This is a genomic window from Klebsiella indica (assembly GCF_005860775.1).
Taxonomy (GTDB): domain Bacteria; phylum Pseudomonadota; class Gammaproteobacteria; order Enterobacterales; family Enterobacteriaceae; genus Klebsiella; species Klebsiella indica.
On sequence record NZ_VCHQ01000024.1, the window covers coordinates 223278 to 246280 of the forward strand.

Below are 23003 nucleotides of genomic sequence, written 5' to 3' on the forward strand. Positions count from 1 at the left end.
ATGGCCCTCAATTAAAACGGAACACGTCTTCGCAGGCCTGCTTAAGCGCGCTGTCTCCGGAAATGCTACATACGCGCTGCCAGCCGGTGATGCCGCTGGCGTTATCCCAGCCCGGGGTCATGGTGACGCTTAAACCATTGAGGCTTTCCTGACCGGTGAGCGTTACAACGCCTGTGGCTACATTCATCGCTGAAATATAGCGGGTGGTTGCGGGCTCCGGGATCCCGTTGCTGCCGCCATCACAGGTGGTTAATCCGCCGTGCTCCAGCGCGCATAGCTCAATCGCGGTGCGAAAAGGCACGAAGGTTTGTAGCATGTCGGTGAGGGCCGCTTTTCGCAGGTAGTTCTGATAAGCGGGAATGCCGATAGCGCTGAGAATGGCGATGATCCCGATAACCACCATCAGTTCGATTAGCGTAAAGCCGCGTTGTTTGTCCATATGTTGCTCCTTGTTATCTTCGGGAGCACTGTGCCGGGCAGCAGAAGATGATGCGAGCAGGGGATTGTCGGCTGTGAAGCCGGATCCCTGGCTTTTTCAGCCGATTGCACTGAATGGCTACAGGGATGCGAATCGGCTCGTAAAAGAGAGCCCCGGCATGACGCATCTGCCGGGGAAGGGCGGTTAGCGGAAACGCATAGAGAGGTCGAGAGCGTGAACGTGTTTGGTCAGCGCGCCTACGGAGATGTAATCGACGCCGGTCTCGGCGAATTCGCGGATGGTATCAAAGGTGACATTACCGGATACTTCCAGCGCAGCCTGCCCATGAGTGCGTTTAACCGCTTCACGCATCAGGTCGGTAGTGAAATTGTCGAGCATAATGATGTCGGCACCGGCTTTCAGTGCTTCCTCTAGTTCATCAAGCGTTTCGACTTCAACTTCGACCGGGACATCCGGATGCAGCCAGAACGCCTTTTCTACCGCCTGCCGTACCGAGCCGGAAGCGATAATGTGGTTCTCTTTAATCAGGAAAGCATCGGACAGGCCCAGACGATGATTGGTGCCGCCGCCGCATAAGACCGCGTACTTCAGCGCCGTGCGCAGGCCGGGTAGCGTTTTACGCGTATCAAGCAGTTGGGTTTTCGTACCTGCCAGCAGATCAACATAGCGACGGACTTCGCTCGCCACGCCGGATAGCGTCTGTACGAAATTAAGCGCGGTACGCTCTCCGGTGAGCAGGATTCGTGAGGGGCCTTCCAGTTCGAATAACTGCTGATTTGCCTTCACCACGTCGCCGTCGGCAATATGCCACGTGAGGTTGACGTCATCTCCCGCCAGTTGAATAAACACTTCTTCTACCCAGCGCTTACCGCAAAATACGCCATCCTCACGGGTGATCACCACTGCATGGGAACGCGCCTCTTGCGGCAACAATTGGGCGCTGATGTCATTGTTCGCATCCACTTCACCGCCCAGATCTTCCCGCAGGGATTGGGCGACGGCATCGGTAATATCAAGATTAATACGTTCCAGCAGCGCGTCACGGCGGAGGTCGGGATTGTAGCGACGAGGCGACATGATAAAGCTCCAGATAGATAAGATTCAGAAGTAGGAAACATGCTAACCTGAACAACGTTTCCGTACCACATCCACTTCATTTTGCAGGCTGTTTCAGCGCCGGGGCTTTAGCTCCAGAGGGATGAATGAGAGTGCGTATGGCGGCAGGTATGCTTTGGCCACAATGCTGCAGGTGCATAAGTTAGTAAAAGGAGACTCAACATGCAGTTGAACGGGGGATGGCTGGTGGATGTGCGTCGGGTTCCTTCACCCCATCACGATAACCGCCCGGATAATGAAATTCCTTCTTTGTTGGTGGTGCATAATATTAGCCTGCCGCCAGGTGAATTTGGTGGTCCATGGATTGATGCGCTGTTCACCGGCAAGCTTGATCCTGATGCACACCCTTTCTTTGCTGAGATAGCGCATCTGCGTGTTTCGGCGCATTGTCTGATTCGTCGCGACGGCGAAATCGTGCAGTATGTGCCTTTCGATAAGCGCGCGTGGCACGCAGGCGTTTCCTGCTACCACGGGCGTGAGCGTTGCAATGACTTTTCGATAGGTATTGAGCTGGAAGGGACCGATACACTGGCCTATACCGATGCGCAGTATCAGCAACTGGCGGCTGTTACCCGGTCGCTGGTTGCGCGCTATCCAGCGATTGCTGACAATATCACTGGCCATAGCGATATTGCGCCAGTACGTAAAACGGATCCCGGCCCGGCCTTTGACTGGGCAAGGTTTCGCGGTCTGTTGACCCCGATGTCCGATAAGGAGAGGCTATGACGTTGTTTACTACGCTGCTAGTCCTGATTGCTGAGCGTTTGTTTAAGCTGGGCGAACACTGGCAGCTCGATCACCGGCTGGAAGTGTTATTTCGCCGTGTGAAGCATTATTCCCTCTTGAGCACTGTATCGATGGTGGTCGCAGCGGTGGTGGTCGTTTTTATTATTCAGCGTCTGTTGCAAGGGCAGTTGTTTAATGTTCCGCTGCTGGTGTTTTGGATCCTGCTTGGCCTGTTGTGTATCGGCGCGGGTAAGGTCCGTTTGCACTATCATGCTTACCTGAAAGCCGCCTCCCGTGGTGACAGCCGTGCCTGCGATGCTATGGCCAGCGAACTGACCCTGATTCATGGCGTGCCGCCAGGGTGCGATCAGCGTGAGTATCTGAGCGAACTGCAAAATGCGTTGTTGTGGATTAACTATCGCTACTATCTTGCTCCGCTGTTTTGGTTTGTTGTCGGTGGCGCATGGGGGCCGTTAACGCTTATTGCCTACTGTACACTGCGAGCCTGGCAGACATGGCTCGCACGTTACCAGACGCCGCGCCATCGTTTACAGGCGGGGATTGACGCTATCCTGCACGTGGTCGACTGGGTTCCGGTACGTCTGGTCGGCGTGGTCTATGCTCTGGTGGGACATGGAGAAAAAGCCTTACCGGCCTGGTTTGCGTCGCTGGGCGATTTGCACGCTTCTCAGTATCAGGTGCTGACACGCCTGGCGCAGTATTCTCTGGCGCGTGAGCCGCACGTGGATAATGTGGCTACGCCGAAAGCGGCGGTCTCAATGGCGAAAAAAACATCGCTGGTGGTAGTGGTGATTATGGCGCTGCTGACGATTTACGGGACGCTGATTTAATCCGTTTTCCGTCTTTCGAACACATCAAATGCTCTGCGCCCGCCCACCGTACAGGCGGGCACAGAGTCTTGGTATGTTATGCCTTTATCGCACTTGCGGTTTTCTGTTTAAACAGATAGCCGACGCCGAGAACGGCAATCCATACCGGGATCAGGTAGACGGAAATGGCCATGCCTGGAGTCATCAGCATGATAACCAGTACACCCACCATAAACAGCAGGCAAATCCAGTTTCCTAGCGGATAAAACAGCGCGGGAAAGCGAGTCACTACGCCCTGCTGCTGTTTGGCGCGACGGAATTTGATGTGCGCCAGGCTAATCATTGCCCAGTTGATTACCAGGGCAGAAACCACCAGCGCCATCAGCAGACCAAACGCTGATTCCGGGGCAAAGTAGTTAATCAGTACGCACAGCGCGGTGATCACTGCGGAGACGAGGATAGTGTTGACCGGCACACCGCGTTTATCAACGCTCATCAGCGCTTTTGGCGCGTTACCCTGTTGGGCGAGGCCAAACAGCATACGGCTATTGCAGTAAACGCAGCTGTTGTAAACGGAAAGCGCGGCGGTTAATACCACGATATTCAGGGCATTGGCCACCAGGTTATCGCCCAACTCATGGAAGATCAGGACGAACGGGCTGGTATCTGCGGTCACGCGGCTCCACGGCAGCAGGGAGAGCAACACCGCCAGTGATCCCACATAGAAAATCAGGATGCGGTAGATAACCTGGTTGGTGGCTCTGGGAATGCTTTGTTCCGGGTTGTCAGCTTCTGCTGCGGTGATACCCACCAGCTCCAGGCCGCCAAACGAGAACATAATAATCGCCATCATCATCACCAGCCCGGAGAATCCGTGCGGCAGAAATCCACCTTGCTCCCACAAGTTGCGCACGGTGGCCTGCGGGCCGCCATTGCCGCTGAACAGCAGCCAGCCGCCGAACAGGATCATCGCCACAACGGCGACAACTTTAATGATCGCGAACCAGAATTCCAGCTCGCCAAACACTTTGACGTTGGTCAGGTTGATGGCGTTGATGACAATAAAGAAAACGGCAGCAGATACCCAGGTTGGGATCTCCGGCCACCAGAACTGAACGTATTTCCCGACGGCAGTCAGCTCGGCCATCGCCACCAGGACATAAAGCACCCAGTAGTTCCAGCCGGATGCGAAGCCCGCAAAGCCGCCCCAGTATTTGTAAGCGAAGTGACTAAATGAACCTGCTACCGGCTCTTCTACGACCATTTCGCCCAGTTGACGCATGATAAGAAAGGCGATAAAACCGGCAATCGCATAGCCCAGAATAATACCGGGACCTGCATTTTGGATGACGGATGCGCTACCCAGGAACAGGCCGGTACCGATAGCCCCTCCTAGCGCAATAAGCTGAATATGGCGGTTTTTAAGGCCGCGCTTTAGCCGATCGCCATGCTGTTGACCTTCCATCATGAAACCTCGTGTGTGGTTATGGTTATTATGTTTGTACGCGTCATCCTTCAGGTGACCTCTTTTCTTTTCGTCGCTGGCGGGCGCATCGTCAGCGACGAGTCAGTCAGTCTGCGGTCCGTTTCGCCCAGAGTGATGTAACGCACATATTGTTGTGTTTGTGTAATTATGGAATTCCGTTTTTGTACTCATTTCTTTACTTAAGGCCTGGTAGTAATTCATGTAAAAGCCTTTCGTATCATCGAGAATAGTGGTAAGTGCCGGGGAATGCACCTGCTTTGTGAAGGGATGAAGGCGAAGCGAACAAAAAGAAACCATTTGTAAATGATGCCCCGCAATTTAACATTTGTTGTCACTCATTTAGCTATTCACATTTAATGAATTTATATTCATTAAGTGAGGGTTTGAATCGGTTCAGATAGCGTAGTTTTTCGTTTCGATTAAGTTAATTCCCCTGTTTTGCTGGTAAACGCAACATTTGTGCATAGTTACATTTTTGAAATGTTATTTCTGTAAGGTTGTTAAAACATGCCTGCATTAATGATTTCAATCAAAACCTGTATGGACAGAAGGTGAATACTTTGTTACTTTAGCGATACGAATTATAAATTGGTAAGACCAATTGACTCCGGGCTAATGGCAGAGACAGGGAATATGGCCTACAGCAAGATCCGCCAACCAAAATTATCCGATGTGATAGAGCAGCAACTGGAGTTTTTAATCCTTGAGGGGACGTTGCGCCCCGGAGAAAAGCTTCCGCCCGAACGTGAACTGGCAAAGCAGTTCGACGTTTCCCGTCCCTCGCTGCGTGAGGCGATTCAACGCCTCGAAGCCAAGGGATTGTTGCTTCGTCGCCAGGGCGGCGGAACGTTTGTACAGAGCCGCTTATGGCAGAGCTTCAGCGATCCGCTGGTTGAGCTACTGTCCGACCACCCTGAATCCCAATTTGATCTGCTGGAAACCCGCCACGCGCTGGAAGGCATCGCCGCTTATTACGCGGCGTTACGTAGCACGGATGAAGACAAAACCCGCATTCGTGAACTTCATCATGCCATCGAGCTTGCGCAACAGTCCGGCGATTTGGACGCCGAATCCGACGCGGTTCTCCAGTATCAAATTGCCGTGACTGAAGCGGCGCACAATGTGGTGTTGCTCCATCTACTACGCTGTATGGAGCCCATGCTGGCCCAGAACGTTCGCCAGAATTTTGAATTGTTGTATGCCCGTCGGGAGATGCTCCCGCAGGTCAGCAATCATCGTACTCGAATTTTCGAGGCGATCATCGCCGGGCAGCCGGAGCAGGCGCGTGAAGCTTCGCACCGTCACCTGGCGTTTATTGAGGAAATCTTGCTGGATCGTAGCCGTGAGCAGAGCCGTCGTGAACGCTCATTGCGTCGTTTACAGCAAAGAAAGGATGAGAACTCCGGTTCTTAAGCGCCACTTTTAGAGCGCGGCAACTAAACGCAGAACCTGTCTTATTGCACTTTTAGTTGTTCAAAATACTTTTCGATGTATCACGACGGCAAGTGACTGACCCCCAAAACATAGTGAACTATGTGTCAGGGGAGGCGGTATTGCCAGGCCGGATATCACCGGAAAGCAAGATGAAGAACAAAGAGCGCAATGGGACAGGTTCCAGATTAATCAACGATTAGATAGATAAGGAATACCCCCATGTCAGAACGTTTACCAAATGACGTGGATCCGATCGAAACTCGCGACTGGCTACAGGCGATCGAATCGGTCATCCGTGAAGAAGGTGTTGAGCGTGCTCAGTATCTGATTGACCAACTCCTTTCTGAAGCCCGCAAAGGCGGGGTGAAAGTGGCTGCTGGCACATCGACTGGCGGTTACGTGAACACTATTGCCGTTGAAGATGAACCCGAATATCCGGGTAATCTGGATCTGGAACGTCGTATCCGTTCTGCGATCCGCTGGAACGCCATTATGACCGTTCTGCGCGCATCGAAAAAAGATCTTGAACTGGGCGGCCATATGGCTTCCTTCCAGTCTTCTGCAACCTTCTATGAAGTGTGCTTTAACCACTTCTTCCGCGCCCGCAACGAGCAGGATGGCGGCGATCTGGTTTACTTCCAGGGCCACATCTCTCCGGGCGTATATGCGCGCGCCTTCCTGGAAGGTCGTCTGACTGAAGAGCAGATGAACAACTTCCGTCAGGAAGTCCACGGTAAAGGCCTCTCCTCTTACCCGCACCCGAAACTGATGCCGGAATTCTGGCAGTTCCCGACCGTTTCCATGGGTCTGGGCCCAATCGGTGCGATCTACCAGGCTAAGTTCCTGAAATATCTGGAACACCGCGGTCTGAAAGACACGTCAAAACAGACCGTTTACGCTTTCCTCGGCGACGGCGAGATGGACGAGCCGGAATCCAAAGGGGCGATCACCATTGCCACCCGTGAAAAGCTGGACAACCTGGTCTTCGTTATCAACTGTAACCTGCAGCGCCTTGACGGCCCGGTTACCGGTAATGGCAAAATCATTAACGAGCTGGAAGGCATCTTTGGCGGTGCTGGCTGGAACGTTATCAAGGTTATCTGGGGTGGTCGCTGGGATGAACTGCTGCGTAAAGACACCAGCGGTAAACTGATCCAGTTGATGGAAGAAACCGTTGACGGCGATTATCAGACCTTCAAATCCAAAGATGGCGCCTACGTGCGTGAGCACTTCTTCGGTAAATATCCGGAAACCGCCGCCCTGGTGGCTGACTGGACTGACGAACAGATCTGGGCGCTGAACCGTGGCGGCCACGATCCGAAGAAAGTTTACGCTGCACTGAAAAAAGCGCAGGAAACCAAAGGAAAAGCAACCGTCATTCTCGCCCATACCATTAAAGGTTACGGCATGGGCGACACCGCTGAAGGTAAAAACATCGCCCACCAGGTTAAGAAAATGAACATGGACGGCGTACGCTACGTCCGCGATCGTTTCAACGTGCCGGTATCCGATGCCGATATCGAAAAACTGCCGTACGTGACCTTCCCGGAAGGTTCCGAAGAGCACACCTACCTGCACGCGCAGCGTCAGAAACTGCACGGCTACCTGCCGAGCCGTCAGACTCACTTCTCTGAGAAGCTGGAGCTGCCGACCCTGGAAGATTTCGGCCCGCTGCTGGAAGAGCAGAGTAAAGAGATCTCTACCACTATCGCCTTCGTTCGTGCCCTGAACGTGATGCTGAAGAACAAATCCATCAAAGACCGTCTGGTGCCGATCATCGCCGATGAAGCGCGTACCTTTGGTATGGAAGGTCTGTTCCGTCAGATTGGTATCTACAGCCCGAACGGCCAGCAGTACACCCCGCAGGACCGTGAACAGGTTGCGTATTACAAAGAAGACGAGAAAGGCCAGATTCTGCAGGAAGGTATCAACGAACTGGGCGCTGGCGCATCCTGGCTGGCTGCTGCGACCTCTTACAGCACCAACAACCTGCCGATGATCCCGTTCTACATCTACTACTCCATGTTCGGGTTCCAGCGTATTGGCGACCTGTGCTGGCAGGCGGGCGACCAGCAGGCGCGCGGCTTCCTGATCGGTGGTACTTCCGGTCGTACGACGCTGAACGGCGAAGGTCTGCAGCACGAAGATGGCCACAGCCACATTCAGTCTCTGACTATCCCGAACTGTATCTCTTACGATCCGTCTTACGCGTACGAAGTTGCGGTCATCATGCACGATGGTCTGGAGCGTATGTACGGTGAGAAACAAGAGAACGTTTACTACTACATCACCACGCTGAACGAAAACTACCACATGCCAGCCATGCCGGAAGGTGCTGAGGAAGGTATCCGTAAAGGTATCTACAAACTCGAAACCCTCGAAGGCAGCAAAGGTAAAGTTCAGCTGCTGGGCTCCGGTTCTATTCTGCGTCACGTTCGTGAAGCCGCAGAGATCCTGGCGAAAGACTACGGCGTAGGTTCTGACGTTTACAGCGTCACCTCCTTTACTGAACTGGCGCGTAATGGCCAGGATTGTGAGCGCTGGAACATGCTGCACCCGCTGGAAACGCCACGCGTTCCGTACATTGCTCAGGTAATGAACGACGCGCCAGCAGTGGCATCGACTGACTATATGAAACTGTTCGCCGAGCAGGTGCGTACTTATGTACCGGCGGATGATTACCGCGTACTGGGTACTGACGGTTTCGGCCGCTCTGACAGCCGTGAAAACCTGCGTCACCACTTCGAAGTGGATGCATCTTATGTGGTTGTTGCGGCTCTGGGCGAGCTGGCTAAACGTGGCGAAATCGATAAGAAAGTGGTAGCGGAAGCCATCACCAAATTCAACATCGATGCAGATAAAGTTAACCCGCGTCTGGCGTAAGAGGTAAAAGAATAATGTCTATCGAAATCAACGTACCGGACATCGGGGCTGATGAAGTTGAAATCACCGAGATCCTGGTCAAAGTGGGCGACAAAGTTGAAGCTGAACAGTCGCTGATCACCGTAGAAGGCGACAAGGCCTCTATGGAAGTTCCATCGCCGCAGGCGGGCGTCGTTAAAGAGATTAAAGTCTCTGTTGGCGACAAAACTGAGACGGGCGCACTTATCATGATTTTCGATTCCGCCGACGGTGCAGCTGACGCTGCGCCAGCTCCGGCAGAAGAGAAGAAAGAAGCCGCTCCGGCAGCCGCGCCTGCGGCTGCGGCTGCGGCAGCGAAAGACGTACACGTACCGGATATCGGCGGCGACGAAGTTGAAGTCACCGAGATCCTGGTGAAAGTGGGCGACACCGTTGCGGCTGAGCAGTCGCTGATCACCGTAGAAGGCGACAAGGCCTCTATGGAAGTGCCGGCGCCGTTCGCGGGTACGGTTAAAGAGATCAAAGTCAACGCTGGCGATAAAGTGTCTACCGGCTCTCTGATCATGGTCTTCGAAGTAGCGGGCGCTGCGCCTGCTGCTGCGCCCGCTCAGGCGGCGGCACCAGCGGCGGCTCCGGCAGCAGCGGCTGGCGCGAAAGACGTTAACGTACCGGACATCGGCGGCGACGAAGTTGAAGTCACCGAAGTGATGGTTAAAGTCGGCGATAAAGTGGAAGCTGAACAGTCGCTGATCACCGTAGAAGGCGACAAAGCCTCTATGGAAGTCCCTGCGCCGTTTGCGGGCGTGGTGAAAGAGCTGAAAGTTAACGTTGGCGACAAAGTCTCTACCGGCTCGCTGATTATGGTCTTCGAAGTGGAAGGCGCCGCCCCTGCCGCAGCGCCGGCTGCTGCTGCTCCGGCACCTGCCGCTGCACCTGCTCAGGCCGCTAAACCGGCCGCCGCGCCTGCGGCAAAAGCGGAAGGCAAATCTGAGTTTGCTGAAAACGACGCTTACGTTCACGCGACCCCGCTGATTCGCCGCCTGGCGCGCGAGTTCGGCGTTAACCTGGCGAAAGTGAAGGGCACTGGCCGTAAAGGTCGTATCCTGCGCGAAGACGTTCAGGCTTACGTGAAAGACGCTATCAAGCGCGCTGAAGCGGCTCCGGCTGCTGCGGGTGGTGGTCTGCCGGGTATGCTGCCGTGGCCGAAAGTGGACTTCAGCAAGTTTGGTGAAGTGGAAGAAGTTGAACTGGGCCGCATCCAGAAAATCTCCGGCGCCAATTTGAGCCGTAACTGGGTGATGATCCCGCACGTTACGCACTTCGACAAAACGGATATCACCGATCTGGAAGCGTTCCGTAAGCAGCAGAATGCCGAAGCTGAGAAGCGCAAACTGGACGTGAAATTCACGCCGGTTGTCTTCATCATGAAAGCCGTTGCCGCTGCGCTTGAGCAGATGCCGCGCTTTAACAGCTCTCTGTCTGAAGACGGTCAGCGCCTGACGCTGAAGAAATACATCAACATTGGTGTCGCGGTTGATACGCCGAATGGTCTGGTTGTTCCGGTCTTTAAAGACGTGAATAAGAAGAGCGTTACCGAGCTGTCTCGCGAACTGACGACTATCTCCAAAAAAGCGCGTGATGGTAAGCTGACTGCTGGCGAAATGCAGGGCGGTTGCTTCACTATTTCCAGCATCGGCGGCCTGGGTACCACTCACTTTGCGCCGATTGTTAACGCGCCGGAAGTGGCCATCCTGGGCGTGTCTAAATCCGCGATGGAGCCGGTGTGGAATGGCAAAGAGTTTGTTCCGCGTCTGATGATGCCGATCTCTCTCTCCTTCGACCACCGCGTGATTGACGGTGCCGATGGCGCGCGCTTTATTACTATCATCAATAACATGCTGAGCGATATTCGCCGCCTGGTGATGTAAGCGAAAAAGCCGGCCTGACGGCCGGCTTTTTTCTGGTAATCTCTTCTGTGTTTTGAGGTTATCGGCAATAAAGGACAAAATCGTTTTTCGTTTGTTGTTTCAAAATTGTTAACAATTTTGTAAAATGCAGGCGGATAGAACGTCCCGGTGGATATGGGCGTAATTTACACAAAAAAATTCGAGTTGCTTCAAGGCGGCAAGGGAGTGAATCCCTGGAGCGTACAAGCGGTACGTGACCGGGGTGAGCGAGCGCAGCCAACGCAGAGGCGGCTTGAAGGATGAAGTGTATAACAATAGCGTCAGACCCGCCGGATACAAATTACAGAGGTCATGATGAGTACTGAAATCAAAACTCAGGTCGTGGTACTTGGGGCAGGCCCCGCAGGCTATTCTGCTGCCTTTCGTTGCGCTGATTTAGGTCTGGAAACCGTTATCGTAGAACGTTACAACACCCTTGGCGGTGTTTGCCTGAACGTCGGCTGTATCCCTTCTAAAGCACTGCTGCACGTTGCGAAAGTTATTGAAGAAGCGAAAGCGCTGGCTGAACACGGCATCGTTTTCGGCGAACCGAATACCGATATTGATAAGATCCGCACCTGGAAAGAAAAAGTCATCACTCAACTGACCGGCGGTCTGGCTGGTATGGCGAAAGGCCGTAAAGTGAAAGTGGTAAACGGTCTGGGTAAATTCACCGGGGCCAACACCCTGGAAGTGGAAGGCGAGAACGGCAAAACCGTGATCAACTTCGACAACGCGATTATCGCAGCCGGTTCCCGCCCGATCCAGTTGCCGTTCATTCCCCATGAAGATCCGCGCGTCTGGGACTCCACCGACGCACTGGAACTGAAATCCGTACCGAAACGTCTGCTGGTTATGGGCGGTGGTATCATCGGTCTGGAAATGGGTACGGTGTACCATGCGCTGGGTTCAGAGATCGACGTGGTTGAAATGTTCGACCAGGTTATCCCGGCGGCAGACAAAGACATCGTTAAGGTCTTCACTAAACGCATCGGCAAGAAATTCAACCTGATGCTGGAAACCAAAGTGACTGCCGTTGAAGCGAAAGAAGACGGTATTTACGTTTCTATGGAAGGCAAAAAAGCACCAGCAGAAGCACAGCGTTACGATGCGGTGCTGGTGGCTATCGGCCGTGTGCCGAACGGTAAAAACCTCGATGCTGGCAAGGCTGGCGTAGAAGTTGACGACCGTGGCTTCATCCGCGTAGACAAACAGCTGCGCACTAACGTACCGCACATCTTTGCTATCGGCGATATCGTCGGTCAGCCGATGCTGGCGCACAAGGGTGTTCACGAAGGTCACGTTGCCGCTGAAGTTATCGCTGGTAAGAAACACTACTTCGATCCGAAAGTTATTCCGTCCATCGCTTACACTGAGCCAGAAGTTGCATGGGTAGGTCTGACGGAGAAAGAAGCGAAAGAGAAAGGCATCAGCTTTGAGACCGCCACCTTCCCGTGGGCTGCATCTGGCCGTGCTATCGCTTCTGACTGCGCAGACGGTATGACCAAGCTGATTTTCGACAAAGAATCTCACCGTGTTATCGGTGGTGCGATTGTCGGCACCAACGGCGGCGAGCTGCTGGGCGAAATCGGTCTGGCGATCGAGATGGGCTGTGATGCTGAAGACATCGCGCTGACTATCCACGCTCACCCGACTCTGCACGAGTCCGTTGGCCTGGCAGCCGAAGTGTTCGAAGGCAGCATCACCGACCTGCCGAACCCGAAAGCGAAGAAGAAATAAGCTTTCGTTCTGGCAAAATGAACAGGCGGCTCGGTGAGCCGCTTTTTTAATTCCCGATGCTGAGAACGTCTCGGTGTAAATAATACGACATGCCTGTCACTGTCTGCCAAACACTCCTGATCGCATAGGACAAATATTCCGCTCACTGACCAGAAAACCTGCAATATCCTGTCCTTAACGATTCAGCTAATTTTTAATGTTGCTTTTTTGTAAACAGATTAACACCCCGCGAAAATCCTGCTATGCTGCCGATGCGGTATCGGGCATTTACCCTACAAACTGCTGTCTCACAGGAGCGTGAAGAGAATCGCCTGCCGCATTTTACAATGAGAGCGAGGAGAACCGTCGTGCTAGAAGAATACCGTAAGCACGTAGCTGAGCGTGCCGCCGAGGGGATTGTTGCCAAACCCTTAGATGCAACCCAAATGGCCGCGCTGGTAGAACTGCTGAAAAACCCGCCTGCGGGTGAAGAAGAATTCCTGTTAGACCTGTTAATTAACCGTGTACCGCCGGGCGTCGATGAAGCCGCCTATGTTAAAGCCGGATTCCTTGCCGCGATTGCCAAAGGCGAAGCGACTTCCCCACTGCTTACCCCGGAAAAAGCCATCGAATTGCTGGGCACCATGCAGGGTGGTTACAACATTCATCCCCTGATTGATGCGCTGGAAGACGCGAAGCTGGCGCCGATTGCCGCTAAGGCGTTGTCCCATACTCTGTTGATGTTCGATAACTTCTATGATGTTGAAGAGAAAGCCAAAGCGGGCAATGAATATGCCAGACAGGTAATGCAATCCTGGGCTGACGCGGAGTGGTTCCTGAGCCGTCCTCCACTGGCCGACAAAATTACCGTTACCGTTTTTAAAGTCACCGGCGAAACCAACACCGATGACCTCTCGCCAGCGCCGGATGCCTGGTCGCGCCCGGATATCCCGCTGCATGCTCTGGCAATGCTGAAAAATGCCCGTGAAGGTATCGACCCGGATCAGCCCGGCGTGGTGGGGCCGATCAAACAGATCGAAGCGTTACAGCAAAAAGGCTACCCATTAGCCTACGTGGGCGACGTTGTTGGCACCGGCTCTTCGCGTAAATCCGCCACCAACTCTGTGCTGTGGTTTATGGGAGATGACATTCCGAACGTGCCGAACAAGCGCGGCGGCGGACTGGTGCTCGGCGGAAAAATTGCGCCGATCTTCTTTAACACCATGGAAGATGCGGGCGCGCTGCCCATTGAAGTGGACGTAAGCAACCTGAATATGGGGGATGTGATTGACGTTTACCCGTATAAGGGTGAAGTCCGCCATCACGAAACCGGTGAACTGCTGGCGAGCTTTGAACTGAAAACCGACGTGCTGATCGACGAAGTACGCGCGGGTGGTCGTATTCCGCTGATCATCGGTCGCGGCCTGACCACCAAAGCACGTGAAGCGCTGGGACTGCCGCACAGCGATGTGTTCCGTCAGGCGAAAGACGTGGCGGAAAGCGCTCGTGGCTACTCGCTGGCGCAGAAAATGGTTGGCCGCGCCTGCGGCGTCGCCGGTATCCGTCCGGGCGCCTACTGCGAACCGAAAATGACCTCCGTAGGCTCTCAGGATACCACCGGCCCAATGACCCGTGACGAACTGAAAGACCTGGCGTGCCTGGGCTTCTCGTCCGACCTGGTGATGCAGTCTTTCTGCCACACCGCGGCCTATCCTAAACCGGTCGATGTGACCACCCATCACACGCTGCCGGATTTCATCATGAACCGTGGCGGTGTCTCTCTGCGCCCGGGCGATGGCGTCATCCACTCCTGGCTGAACCGGATGCTGCTGCCGGATACCGTGGGTACCGGCGGCGATTCCCATACCCGTTTCCCGATTGGCATCTCCTTCCCGGCGGGTTCTGGCCTGGTGGCCTTTGCGGCGGCGACCGGCGTTATGCCGCTGGATATGCCCGAGTCGGTGCTGGTGCGCTTCAAAGGCAAAATGCAGCCGGGTATTACCCTGCGCGATCTGGTACACGCGATCCCGCTGTACGCGATCAAACAGGGTCTGCTGACCGTTGAGAAGAAAGGTAAGAAAAACATCTTCTCCGGCCGCATTCTGGAGATCGAAGGGCTGCCGGATCTGAAAGTCGAGCAGGCGTTTGAGCTGACCGATGCCTCTGCCGAGCGTTCCGCCGCGGGTTGTACCATCAAACTGAACAAAGAGCCGATCATCGAGTACCTGAACTCCAACATTGTTCTGCTGAAGTGGATGATCGCGGAAGGCTACGGCGATCGTCGTACTCTGGAACGTCGCGTTCAGGGGATGGAAAAGTGGCTGGCGGATCCGCAATTGCTGGAAGGCGATGCGGATGCCGAATATGCGGCAGTGATCGATATCGATCTGGCCGATATCAAAGAACCGATCCTCTGCGCGCCGAACGATCCTGATGACGCGCGTCTGCTCTCTGATGTGCAGGGTGAGAAGATTGATGAAGTGTTTATTGGTTCCTGCATGACCAATATCGGTCACTTCCGTGCCGCCGGTAAGCTGCTGGATAGTCATAAAGGCCAGTTGCCGACTCGTCTGTGGGTGGCTCCGCCAACCCGTATGGACGCGGCGCAGTTGACCGAAGAGGGCTACTACAGCGTCTTTGGTAAGAGCGGCGCGCGGATTGAAATCCCCGGTTGTTCCCTGTGTATGGGTAACCAGGCGCGCGTCGCCGATGGAGCGACGGTGGTTTCGACCTCAACCCGTAACTTCCCGAACCGTCTGGGGACCGGGGCGAACGTCTATCTGGCCTCAGCAGAGCTGGCGGCGGTCGCGGCGCTGATCGGTAAACTGCCGACGCCGGAAGAGTACCAGACTTATATTGCGCAGGTGGATAAAACGGCGACAGATACCTACCGTTATCTGAACTTCGACCAGTTGGGTCAGTATACTGAGAAAGCTGACGGGGTTATTTTCCAGACCGCGGTGTAACGGCTCCGACCTGCTCTGCGTAAAAACGCATCAATGCCCGGTGAACCTTGCGTCACCGGGCATTTTTATTTCTATTCCTTCCGCCCGTTCCGCTTTTTTTCTTCCGTTGTACTGCGATAATTACAGCACAGACGCAATGCGGTAATGGCGCATTGCCGGGAGCAGAGGAACACATTATGGATTACGAATTTCTGCGCGATATTACCGGAGTGGTAAAAGTGCGTATGTCCATGGGCCACGAGGTGGTAGGGCACTGGTTTAACGAAGAAGTGAAAGAGAACCTGGCCTTGCTTGATGAAGTGGAACAAGCGGCGCGTGCGCTAAAGGGCAGTGAGCGTTCCTGGCAACGGGCAGGGCATGAGTATACGCTCTGGATGGATGGTGAGGAGGTGATGATCCGCGCCAATCAGCTGGATTTTTCTGGCGATGAGATTGAAGAGGGGATGCGCTATTACGACGAAGAGAGCTTATCACTCTGCGGCGTGGAAGACTTTCTGCAGGTGGTGGTGGCGTATCGTCATTTCATCCAGCAAGGTTAAATATGGCGGAGCCTCCGTGCTCCCCCGTTATGTTTACACGGCAGGGATATTGCGGCCGTAATAGATCTCGCGCATCTCTTTCCACAGCAGGTCGGTAATGACCTTGCGCTCTTCTTCAGTTAAATCTTCCGGTTTGGTATGGAACATGTAGTGCTTAAGATCGAACTCCTTAAGCAGCATTTTGGTATGGAAGATATTTTCCTGATAGACATTCACATCCACCATGTCGTACAGCGACTTCATATCCTCAGACATAAAGTTCTGAATAGAGTTAATTTCATGATCGATAAAGTGCTTCATGCCGTTGATATCACGCGTAAACCCACGCACGCGATAATCAATGGTGACGATATCGGACTCTAGCTGGTGGATCAGGTAATTCAGCGCCTTCAGCGGGGAAATCACGCCGCAGGTGGAAACTTCGATGTCGGCGCGAAAGGTGCATAGTCCGCCTTCAGGGTGGCTTTCCGGGTAGGTATGCACGCAAATATGGCTTTTATCCAGATGGGCGACGACGGCCTCGGGTAGCGGGCCCGGGTGCTCTGTTTTGTCGATAGACTGTGGGTCGACCGGTTCTTCGCTAACCAGGATAGTGACGCTGGCGCCCTGGGGTTCATAATCCTGACGAGCGATATTCAGGATATTTGCGCCGATAATGGCGCATGTCTCTGACAGAATTTCCGTCAGGCGGTTGGCATTATAGAGCTCATCAATATAGGCGATATAACCATCGCGTTCTTCTGCTGTTTTTGCGTAGCAGATATCGTAAATACAAAAACTCAGGCTTTTTGTCAGGTTGTTAAAGCCGTGCAGTTTCAATTTTTTCAATTTAGATCACCCCCTTACTTAACGGTGGACAGCGCATCCTGCAAATATTGCGGTAACGCGAATGCCGCTGTGTGGATAGACGGATTGTAATAACGGCATTTGAGCGCAGTTTGATGGAAACGCGCCTGGATAATTTCACTGGAAAGGTGGCGCAGGGCTTCGTTATCCGTGGCCCATGCGAAGGTCATTATGCCGCCGTAATAGGTTGGAATCGCCGCCTGATAGAAACTCACATCGCGGAAGTAGTGGCTAAGCTTACGGTGGCTGTCAATAGCTTCGTCCTGCTGCAGGAAGCAGACGCCATTCTGGGCGACAAAAATCCCGCCAGGATTCAGGCAACGTTTACAGCCTTCATAAAATGCGGAAGTAAACAAACTCTCACCGGGGCCGATCGGGTCGGTGCAGTCGGAGATTATTACGTCGAACGTTTGCGTTGTCTGGTTAACAAAATTGACGCCATCGTCAATCACCAGCGTAAAACGCGGATCGTCATACGCCCCGGCGTTATGGGCAGGAAGGTACTGGCGACAGAAAGAAACGACGCCCGCGTCGATCTCAACCATCGTAATGGTTTCTATACTGCGATGACGAGAGACCTCGCGTAGCATGGCGCCGTCGCCGCCGCCGATGATCAATACATGTTTTGCCTGACCGTGGGCCATCAGAGGAACATGAGTCATCATTTCATGGTAGATAAACTCATCGCGTTCAGTCGTTTGCACCACGCCGTCCAGCGCCATCACCCGGCCAAAGGCGGCGTTTTCGAAAATGATTAAGTCCTGATGCGCGGTTTTTTCATGATACAACACATTATCCACAGTGAAATACTGACCAAAATGGTCGTGCAATGTTTCATGCCACAGCTCGTTGTCAGCCACAGGTCGTTCCTCCTTTGTTAACATCCGTTACCCCCATTAAAATGAGCGCAACATCATAGCCAACTATAGATGATGATGCACGGTGGATAAATCAGCAGGGGATACTCTGATGCCGGACAGTTAAGCCGTCGATCGGGGGATTCCGGTGAATAGCCTTGTCACGAACCGCCTTCTGGCTGTCGTCCTCGCGGTCAGGCCGATTTTCTAAGGAGGGTAACGTCTTGTGGCTACGTGGGGCCGAAGGTCATAAAAGTAAATGCTCACCGAAATAATTCAGATGGAATTAAGAGCCTATCCCGTTAGGGCTATTTTGCTTGTCATTTTGAACCTGGGCAGTGCTCAGAATCCTCACGTACTACGTGTACGCTCCGGTTCTTCCGCGCTGGCCGCGTTCAAACTGTCTGCGCCAATAACGCCTGGTGGGATAGGATCTAAGCTTCCGGTAAGTAAACAATATCGGGTTTTCGCCAAAACCACCGACAGGTCATCACTGTTGTGTGATTTAGCATCAAGTGGCTTCTGTAGTTGATGGATGGCTCAGACTTTGTGAGCTGCGGCCGGATGATATTTTCGGGCGGCTTGTCGGGGATGTTTCCGCGCTTATAGCGCCTGTCGGCAAGGATCAATACGCGCCTGCTCTGCTGCGTTGTCACAGGAATTATTGGCGATAATTATTTTACGTAAGCCAGCAAGCTCAGTGAATCACGCGCCAGCGCTTTGCATTTTTTACTGGTGGGGATTTTTATTCCGCGGAGGTCCCGGTAGCTGTCTTCGCCCAATGCTTTCATGTTGAAGCTATCATAATTGTTTAAATCCCACTGATTCTGCTGAGCGAAGAAGATCAGCGCCCGGCGGATTTGCGTGTTAGGCAGATTTTGATAACCGCAGTCGTTCTTCAGAAAGACAAATACTGCCGTTAAATCAGCCATATCTTCCGCTTCGGACTCGCTTAATGCATAGCTATTGGCGGAAAGAGTAAGCAGGCTGCCAAGCACTATTGTTCTGAAAAGCGTCTTCATTTTTTCTACCATTGGATCACGGACAAATAACGTTAGCATACTTCTTTATAGTACGCTGAGCTTTATTCTTACTCTTCTGCTTGACCTTCCAGCAACGGGAAGGTTTAAGCTTAAACATTCATCAGCAGAATGAAAGGATGTGAGAATGCAACGTCGTGAGTTTCTCAAATTAACCGCTGCGCTTAGCGTAACCAGCGCATTGCCGTTGTGGAGTCGCTCGGTTTTGGCTGCCGGTCGTCCGGCGCTACCGGTACCCGATCTGTTGACTGGTGACGCGCGTAATCATATTGGTTTAACTATTCAGGCGGGCAAAACGCAGTTTAATTCTCACCTTACGACCACCTGGGGGTATAACGGCAGTTTGCTGGGGCCAGCGCTGCAGCTTAAACAAGGCGAAACGGTAACGATCGATATCCATAACCGCCTTCCAGAGGAGACTACCGTGCACTGGCATGGTCTGGAGGTTGCCGGGGAGGTGGATGGCGGCCCGCAGGGCGTGATTGCCGCAGGTGCCTCCCGTTCGGTGAGCTTTACCCCCACCCAGCGGGCCGCTACCTGCTGGTTTCATCCTCACAAGCATGGCAAAACCGGTCGTCAGGTGGCGATGGGGCTGGCAGGCCTGGTAGTGATTACCGATGAAGAGAGCGAAAAGCTGCTGCTGCCAAAACAGTGGGGGATCGATGATGTCCCGGTGATTGTACAGGACAAAAAATTCACTTCATCGGGCGAGATTGATTATCAGCTCGATATGATGAGCGCCGCCGTTGGCTGGTTTGGCGATACGCTGCTGACTAATGGGGCGATTTATCCCGAACATGCTGCGCCTCGCGGCTGGCTGCGTTTGCGTCTGCTTAATGGCTGTAATGCGCGTTCGTTGAATTTCTCCACCAGCGATAATCGGCCTATGTATGTCGTCGCCAGCGATGGCGGTTTGCTGGCTGAACCGGTGAAAGTTGACGAATTGCCGCTGTTAATGGGGGAGCGTTTCGAAGTGCTGGTGGATACCTCTGACGGTAAACCTTTTGATTTGATAACGCTGCCGGTGAGCCAGATGGGCATGGCGATCCCACCGTTTGATAAACCGCAGCCGGTACTGCGCATTCAACCGTTGGTGATTCAGGCTTCGGGTAAACTGCCTGATCGCCTGGCGGCTATGCCAGCGCTCCCCGCTTTAAACGGGTTAACGCAGCGGACGCTACAGCTTTCTATGGATCCGATGCTTGATATGATGGGCATGCAGGCGTTGATGCAAAAATATGGCGACCAGGCGATGTCCGGAATGGATCGGGACATGATGATGGATCACGGGGCGATGGGAAATATGAATAATATGAACCACGCGGGCACGGGGCATATGAGTCACGGTGAGGGAGGCTTTGATTTTCATAATGCTAACCGCATCAATGGTAAAGCCTTTGATATGAATGTTCCCATGTTTGCGGCGGCCAAAGGCCAGTATGAGCGCTGGGTGATTTCTGGTACTGGCGACATGATGCTCCACCCGTTCCATATCCACGGTACCCAGTTCCGTATCTTATCTGAAAACGGCAAAGCGCCCGCTGCGCATCGTAGCGGCTGGAAAGATACCGTGCGGGTAGAGGGCGATGTCAGTGAAGTGCTGGTGAAATTTGACCACGACGCGCCGAAAGAACACGCGTATATGGCGCATTGTCATCTGCTGGAGCATGAAGATACCGGCATGATGCTGGGATTTACGGTGTAGGATGTTATCGTCTGGGCCTGTCGTTCTGGTGAACGCGCCTGATGTGAACCATTAAAAAAGGCCCGATTTCCGGGCCTTTTTCCGGGCCTTGCGTTTACTGCTCGTCGTCAGGTAAAGCGTAAGCGACGATGTAGTCGCCCATCTTCGTGCCAAACGAACCGTGACCGCCGGCAGAAATGACAACATACTGCCTGCCATTCACTTCATAGGTCATTGGGGTTGCCTGGCCGCCAGCAGGCAGACGGGCCTGCCATAACTTCTCACCGTTGCTCATATTGTATGCGCGCAGGTAATTATCCGCTGTCGCACCAATAAACAGCACATTACCGGCGGTTGAAATGGGGCCGCCCAGCATCGGCATACCCAGGGTGAACGGTAGCTTAATCGGCATCGGGAACGGCAGACTATCCTGCGGCGTACCGATACGTTTTTTCCAGATCACTTCGTTAGTTTTCAGATCCAGTGCGGAGATATAGCCCCAGGCAGGCTGTTTGCACGGCAGGCCAAACGGCGACAGGAACGGATTCAGCGTCACGCCATAAGGAACGCCGTACTGTGGCTGAATACCGGATTCGGTGCCGGAGCCTTTGGCGTCTTTCGGCTGCTCCATTGGATTACCGGGGCCGCGAGGGATCAGTTTTGACACAAACGGCAGCGCCATCGGGTTAGCAATAGCGACCTGACGGTTCGGATCGACGGAGATTCCGCCCCATTCGAACATACCCAGGTTGCCGGGGAAGACCAGCGTACCTTGCTCAGATGGCGGCGTAAAAATCCCGTCATAGCGTAACCGATGGAAGATAACGCGGCACACCAGCTGATCGAACAGGGTGGCGCCCCACATATCTGCGCCGGTCAGATCTTTCTTCGGGCGGAAGCTCAGGTCGGAGAACGGCTGAGTTTTCGCAACATAGTCACCTTTGGCCGCGCCCTGCGGAACCGGTTTTTCCGGCGCCGGGACAACCCGTTCTCCGTTGCGGCGATCCAGCACAAAAATGTTGCCGGTTTTTGCCGGGGCGTAGATCACCGGAACGGTTTTGCCGTTAACGTCGATATCGGCCAGCGTTGGCTGCGACGGCATATCCATATCCCACAGATCGTGGTGAACGGTCTGATAACTCCACACCAGCTTACCGGTGGTGGCATTCAGCGCCACGATGGAGCTGGCATAACGTTCCTGTTCTGGCGTCCGGTTGCCGCCCCAGATATCCGGCGTGGTCACGCCCATGGGCAAATAGACCAGATCCAGCTTCGCATCATAGGCCGCTGGTGCCCAGGAGTTCGGCGAATTCAGGGTGAAATGATGTTCATCTGCCGGGATAGCGTTTGGATCTTTGGCACCCGGGTCGAATGCCCACAGCAGCTTACCGGTGTTGACGTCAAAACCGCGAATCACGCCCGACGGCTCGCGGGTTGAGAAGTTATCAGTCACAGCACCGGCGATGACAATGGTTTTGTCGGTAATAATCGGCGGTGAAGTGGGTTCATACATGCCTGGTGTGGTGACCGGCATATTGGTTTGCAGGTTGAGAATGCCTTTATTAGCAAAGGATTCACACAGCTTTCCGTTGTCGGCGTTGATGGCGAACAGCCGACCATCGTTGACCGGCAGAATGATACGGCGCGGGCAGTCTGCAAGCACATCGGCAGGCGTGTTATCTGCTTTGGCCTCATGATAAGAGACACCACGGCAGGTAACGTGCTGGAAGGACGGGTTGGCATTGAGCTGCGGATCGAAATGCCACTTCTCTTTCCCGGTGGCCGCATCAAGGGCGAACAGACGCTGATGAGCGGTACAGAGGTAGAGCGTGTCGCCGACTTTGATCGGCGTCACTTCGTTGGTGATTTCACCCGGATCGTTAGGTTGTTTGAGATCCCCGGTACGGAAGACCCACGCTTCCTTCAGGTTCTTCACGTTATCGGCATTGATCTGTTTCAGCGGCGAGTAACGCTGGCCTTCCTGATTACGGCCATATGCCGGCCAGTCGCTATCGGCAACATCGGAGATGGCTGCAGCGGGCGTCGCATCAGCGTTCAATGTACCATTGATCTCCTGCGGGTCGTTGAAGCCAGCCCAGGTCAGGATGCCGCCGCTGATCAGCAGGGCGATAACCAGTCCGGCCACCGCGCCGCTGGATGGAACAGGCAGACGACGCCAGACAAAGGGCAGAATAAGCCAGATGCCGAAGAAGACCAGGATATCGCTGCGCGGCGTCAGCGCCCAGAAATCGAAGCCAACCTCCCATACGCCCCAGATCATGGTCGCCAGCAGTAGTGCGGCGTAAAGCCAAAGTGCAGAACGCTTACCGCGGAGTAGCATAACGGTAACACCCAGCATCACCAGGCCTGCGATAGGGTAATACCATGAGCCGCCAATCGCGACCAGCCACACTCCGCCGATCAAAAGATACAGGCCACAGAACGCTGCAAAAAGTGCCGTCAGCGTCACGAGTCGCCGTGATTGTTGATTTTTTGTTTCTGCCATAAAAAAA

The 23003-nt window shown here is 53.8% G+C and carries 16 protein-coding genes; 9 read left to right on the forward strand and 7 right to left on the reverse strand.

Annotated features, from left to right (window positions below):
• Positions 1-7 precede the first annotated feature (7 nt).
• Both ppdD and nadC read right to left on the reverse strand, forming a co-directional pair.
• The gene (gene ppdD / locus FE839_RS17070; RefSeq protein WP_138361973.1) at positions 8-439 is read right to left on the reverse strand and encodes a prepilin peptidase-dependent pilin; all 432 of its coding nucleotides are present in this window, start codon (positions 437-439) and stop codon (positions 8-10) included.
• Positions 440-622: 183 nt separating this feature from the next.
• Positions 623-1516 carry a carboxylating nicotinate-nucleotide diphosphorylase gene (nadC, locus tag FE839_RS17075; RefSeq protein WP_138361974.1) on the reverse strand — a complete coding sequence of 298 codons (894 nt, stop codon included), beginning with the start codon at positions 1514-1516 and terminating at the stop codon, positions 623-625.
• Positions 1517-1717: 201 nt separating this feature from the next.
• Here nadC and ampD point away from each other — a divergent pair, with 201 nt between their 5' ends.
• Both ampD and ampE read left to right on the forward strand, forming a co-directional pair.
• A complete protein-coding gene (ampD, locus tag FE839_RS17080) occupies positions 1718-2281 on the forward strand; it encodes a 1,6-anhydro-N-acetylmuramyl-L-alanine amidase AmpD (RefSeq protein WP_138361975.1) in 564 nt (187 codons plus the stop codon).
• Positions 2278-3132, forward strand: a complete 855-nt coding sequence (gene ampE / locus FE839_RS17085) for a beta-lactamase regulator AmpE (RefSeq protein WP_138361976.1) — start codon at positions 2278-2280, stop codon at positions 3130-3132. The genes ampD and ampE overlap by 4 nt, the downstream gene beginning before the upstream one ends.
• A gap of 76 nt (positions 3133-3208) precedes the next feature.
• Here ampE and aroP read toward each other — a convergent pair whose 3' ends face one another.
• On the reverse strand, positions 3209-4579 hold the full coding sequence (aroP, locus tag FE839_RS17090; RefSeq protein ID WP_171034907.1) for an aromatic amino acid transporter AroP: 1371 nt from the start codon (positions 4577-4579) through the stop codon (positions 3209-3211).
• A gap of 651 nt (positions 4580-5230) precedes the next feature.
• On the opposite strand from aroP, the gene pdhR reads away from it, so the two are divergent.
• From pdhR to yacL, 6 genes are all read left to right on the forward strand, one after another.
• A complete protein-coding gene (gene pdhR, locus FE839_RS17100) occupies positions 5231-6010 on the forward strand; it encodes a pyruvate dehydrogenase complex transcriptional repressor PdhR (RefSeq protein WP_138362058.1) in 780 nt (259 codons plus the stop codon).
• Positions 6011-6250: 240 nt separating this feature from the next.
• On the forward strand, positions 6251-8914 hold the full coding sequence (gene aceE, locus FE839_RS17105) for a pyruvate dehydrogenase (acetyl-transferring), homodimeric type (RefSeq protein WP_138361978.1): 2664 nt from the start codon (positions 6251-6253) through the stop codon (positions 8912-8914).
• A 14-nt stretch (positions 8915-8928) separates the two neighbouring features.
• Complete coding sequence (gene aceF, locus FE839_RS17110; protein WP_138361979.1) at positions 8929-10821, forward strand: pyruvate dehydrogenase complex dihydrolipoyllysine-residue acetyltransferase; 1893 nt, start codon at positions 8929-8931, stop codon at positions 10819-10821.
• 333 nt (positions 10822-11154) lie between these two features.
• Positions 11155-12579, forward strand: coding sequence for a dihydrolipoyl dehydrogenase (lpdA, locus tag FE839_RS17120; protein ID WP_138361981.1), 1425 nt, complete (start codon positions 11155-11157; stop codon positions 12577-12579).
• Positions 12580-12926: 347 nt separating this feature from the next.
• Positions 12927-15524, forward strand: coding sequence for a bifunctional aconitate hydratase 2/2-methylisocitrate dehydratase (gene acnB, locus FE839_RS17125; protein ID WP_138361982.1), 2598 nt, complete (start codon positions 12927-12929; stop codon positions 15522-15524).
• Between the two features lie 176 nt (positions 15525-15700).
• Positions 15701-16063, forward strand: a complete 363-nt coding sequence (gene yacL, locus FE839_RS17130; protein WP_138361983.1) for a protein YacL — start codon at positions 15701-15703, stop codon at positions 16061-16063.
• A 33-nt stretch (positions 16064-16096) separates the two neighbouring features.
• Here yacL and speD read toward each other — a convergent pair whose 3' ends face one another.
• The 3 genes from speD to FE839_RS17145 all read right to left on the reverse strand — a co-directional run bounded on the left by speD (position 16097) and on the right by FE839_RS17145 (position 18788).
• Positions 16097-16891, reverse strand: coding sequence for an adenosylmethionine decarboxylase (gene speD, locus FE839_RS17135; protein ID WP_138361984.1), 795 nt, complete (start codon positions 16889-16891; stop codon positions 16097-16099).
• A 14-nt stretch (positions 16892-16905) separates the two neighbouring features.
• Complete coding sequence (gene speE, locus FE839_RS17140) at positions 16906-17769, reverse strand: polyamine aminopropyltransferase (protein ID WP_138361985.1); 864 nt, start codon at positions 17767-17769, stop codon at positions 16906-16908.
• A gap of 671 nt (positions 17770-18440) precedes the next feature.
• Positions 18441-18788, reverse strand: a complete 348-nt coding sequence (locus tag FE839_RS17145; protein WP_138361986.1) for a YacC family pilotin-like protein — start codon at positions 18786-18788, stop codon at positions 18441-18443.
• 145 nt (positions 18789-18933) lie between these two features.
• On the opposite strand from FE839_RS17145, the gene cueO reads away from it, so the two are divergent.
• Positions 18934-20511 (forward strand): multicopper oxidase CueO, encoded by a 1578-nt coding sequence (gene cueO / locus FE839_RS17150; protein ID WP_138361987.1) that lies wholly within the window; start codon positions 18934-18936, stop codon positions 20509-20511.
• 94 nt (positions 20512-20605) lie between these two features.
• Here cueO and FE839_RS17155 read toward each other — a convergent pair whose 3' ends face one another.
• Entirely contained in the window at positions 20606-22996 is a 2391-nt protein-coding gene (locus FE839_RS17155; protein WP_138361988.1) for a glucose/quinate/shikimate family membrane-bound PQQ-dependent dehydrogenase, read from the reverse strand.
• Positions 22997-23003: the final 7 nt, after the last annotated feature.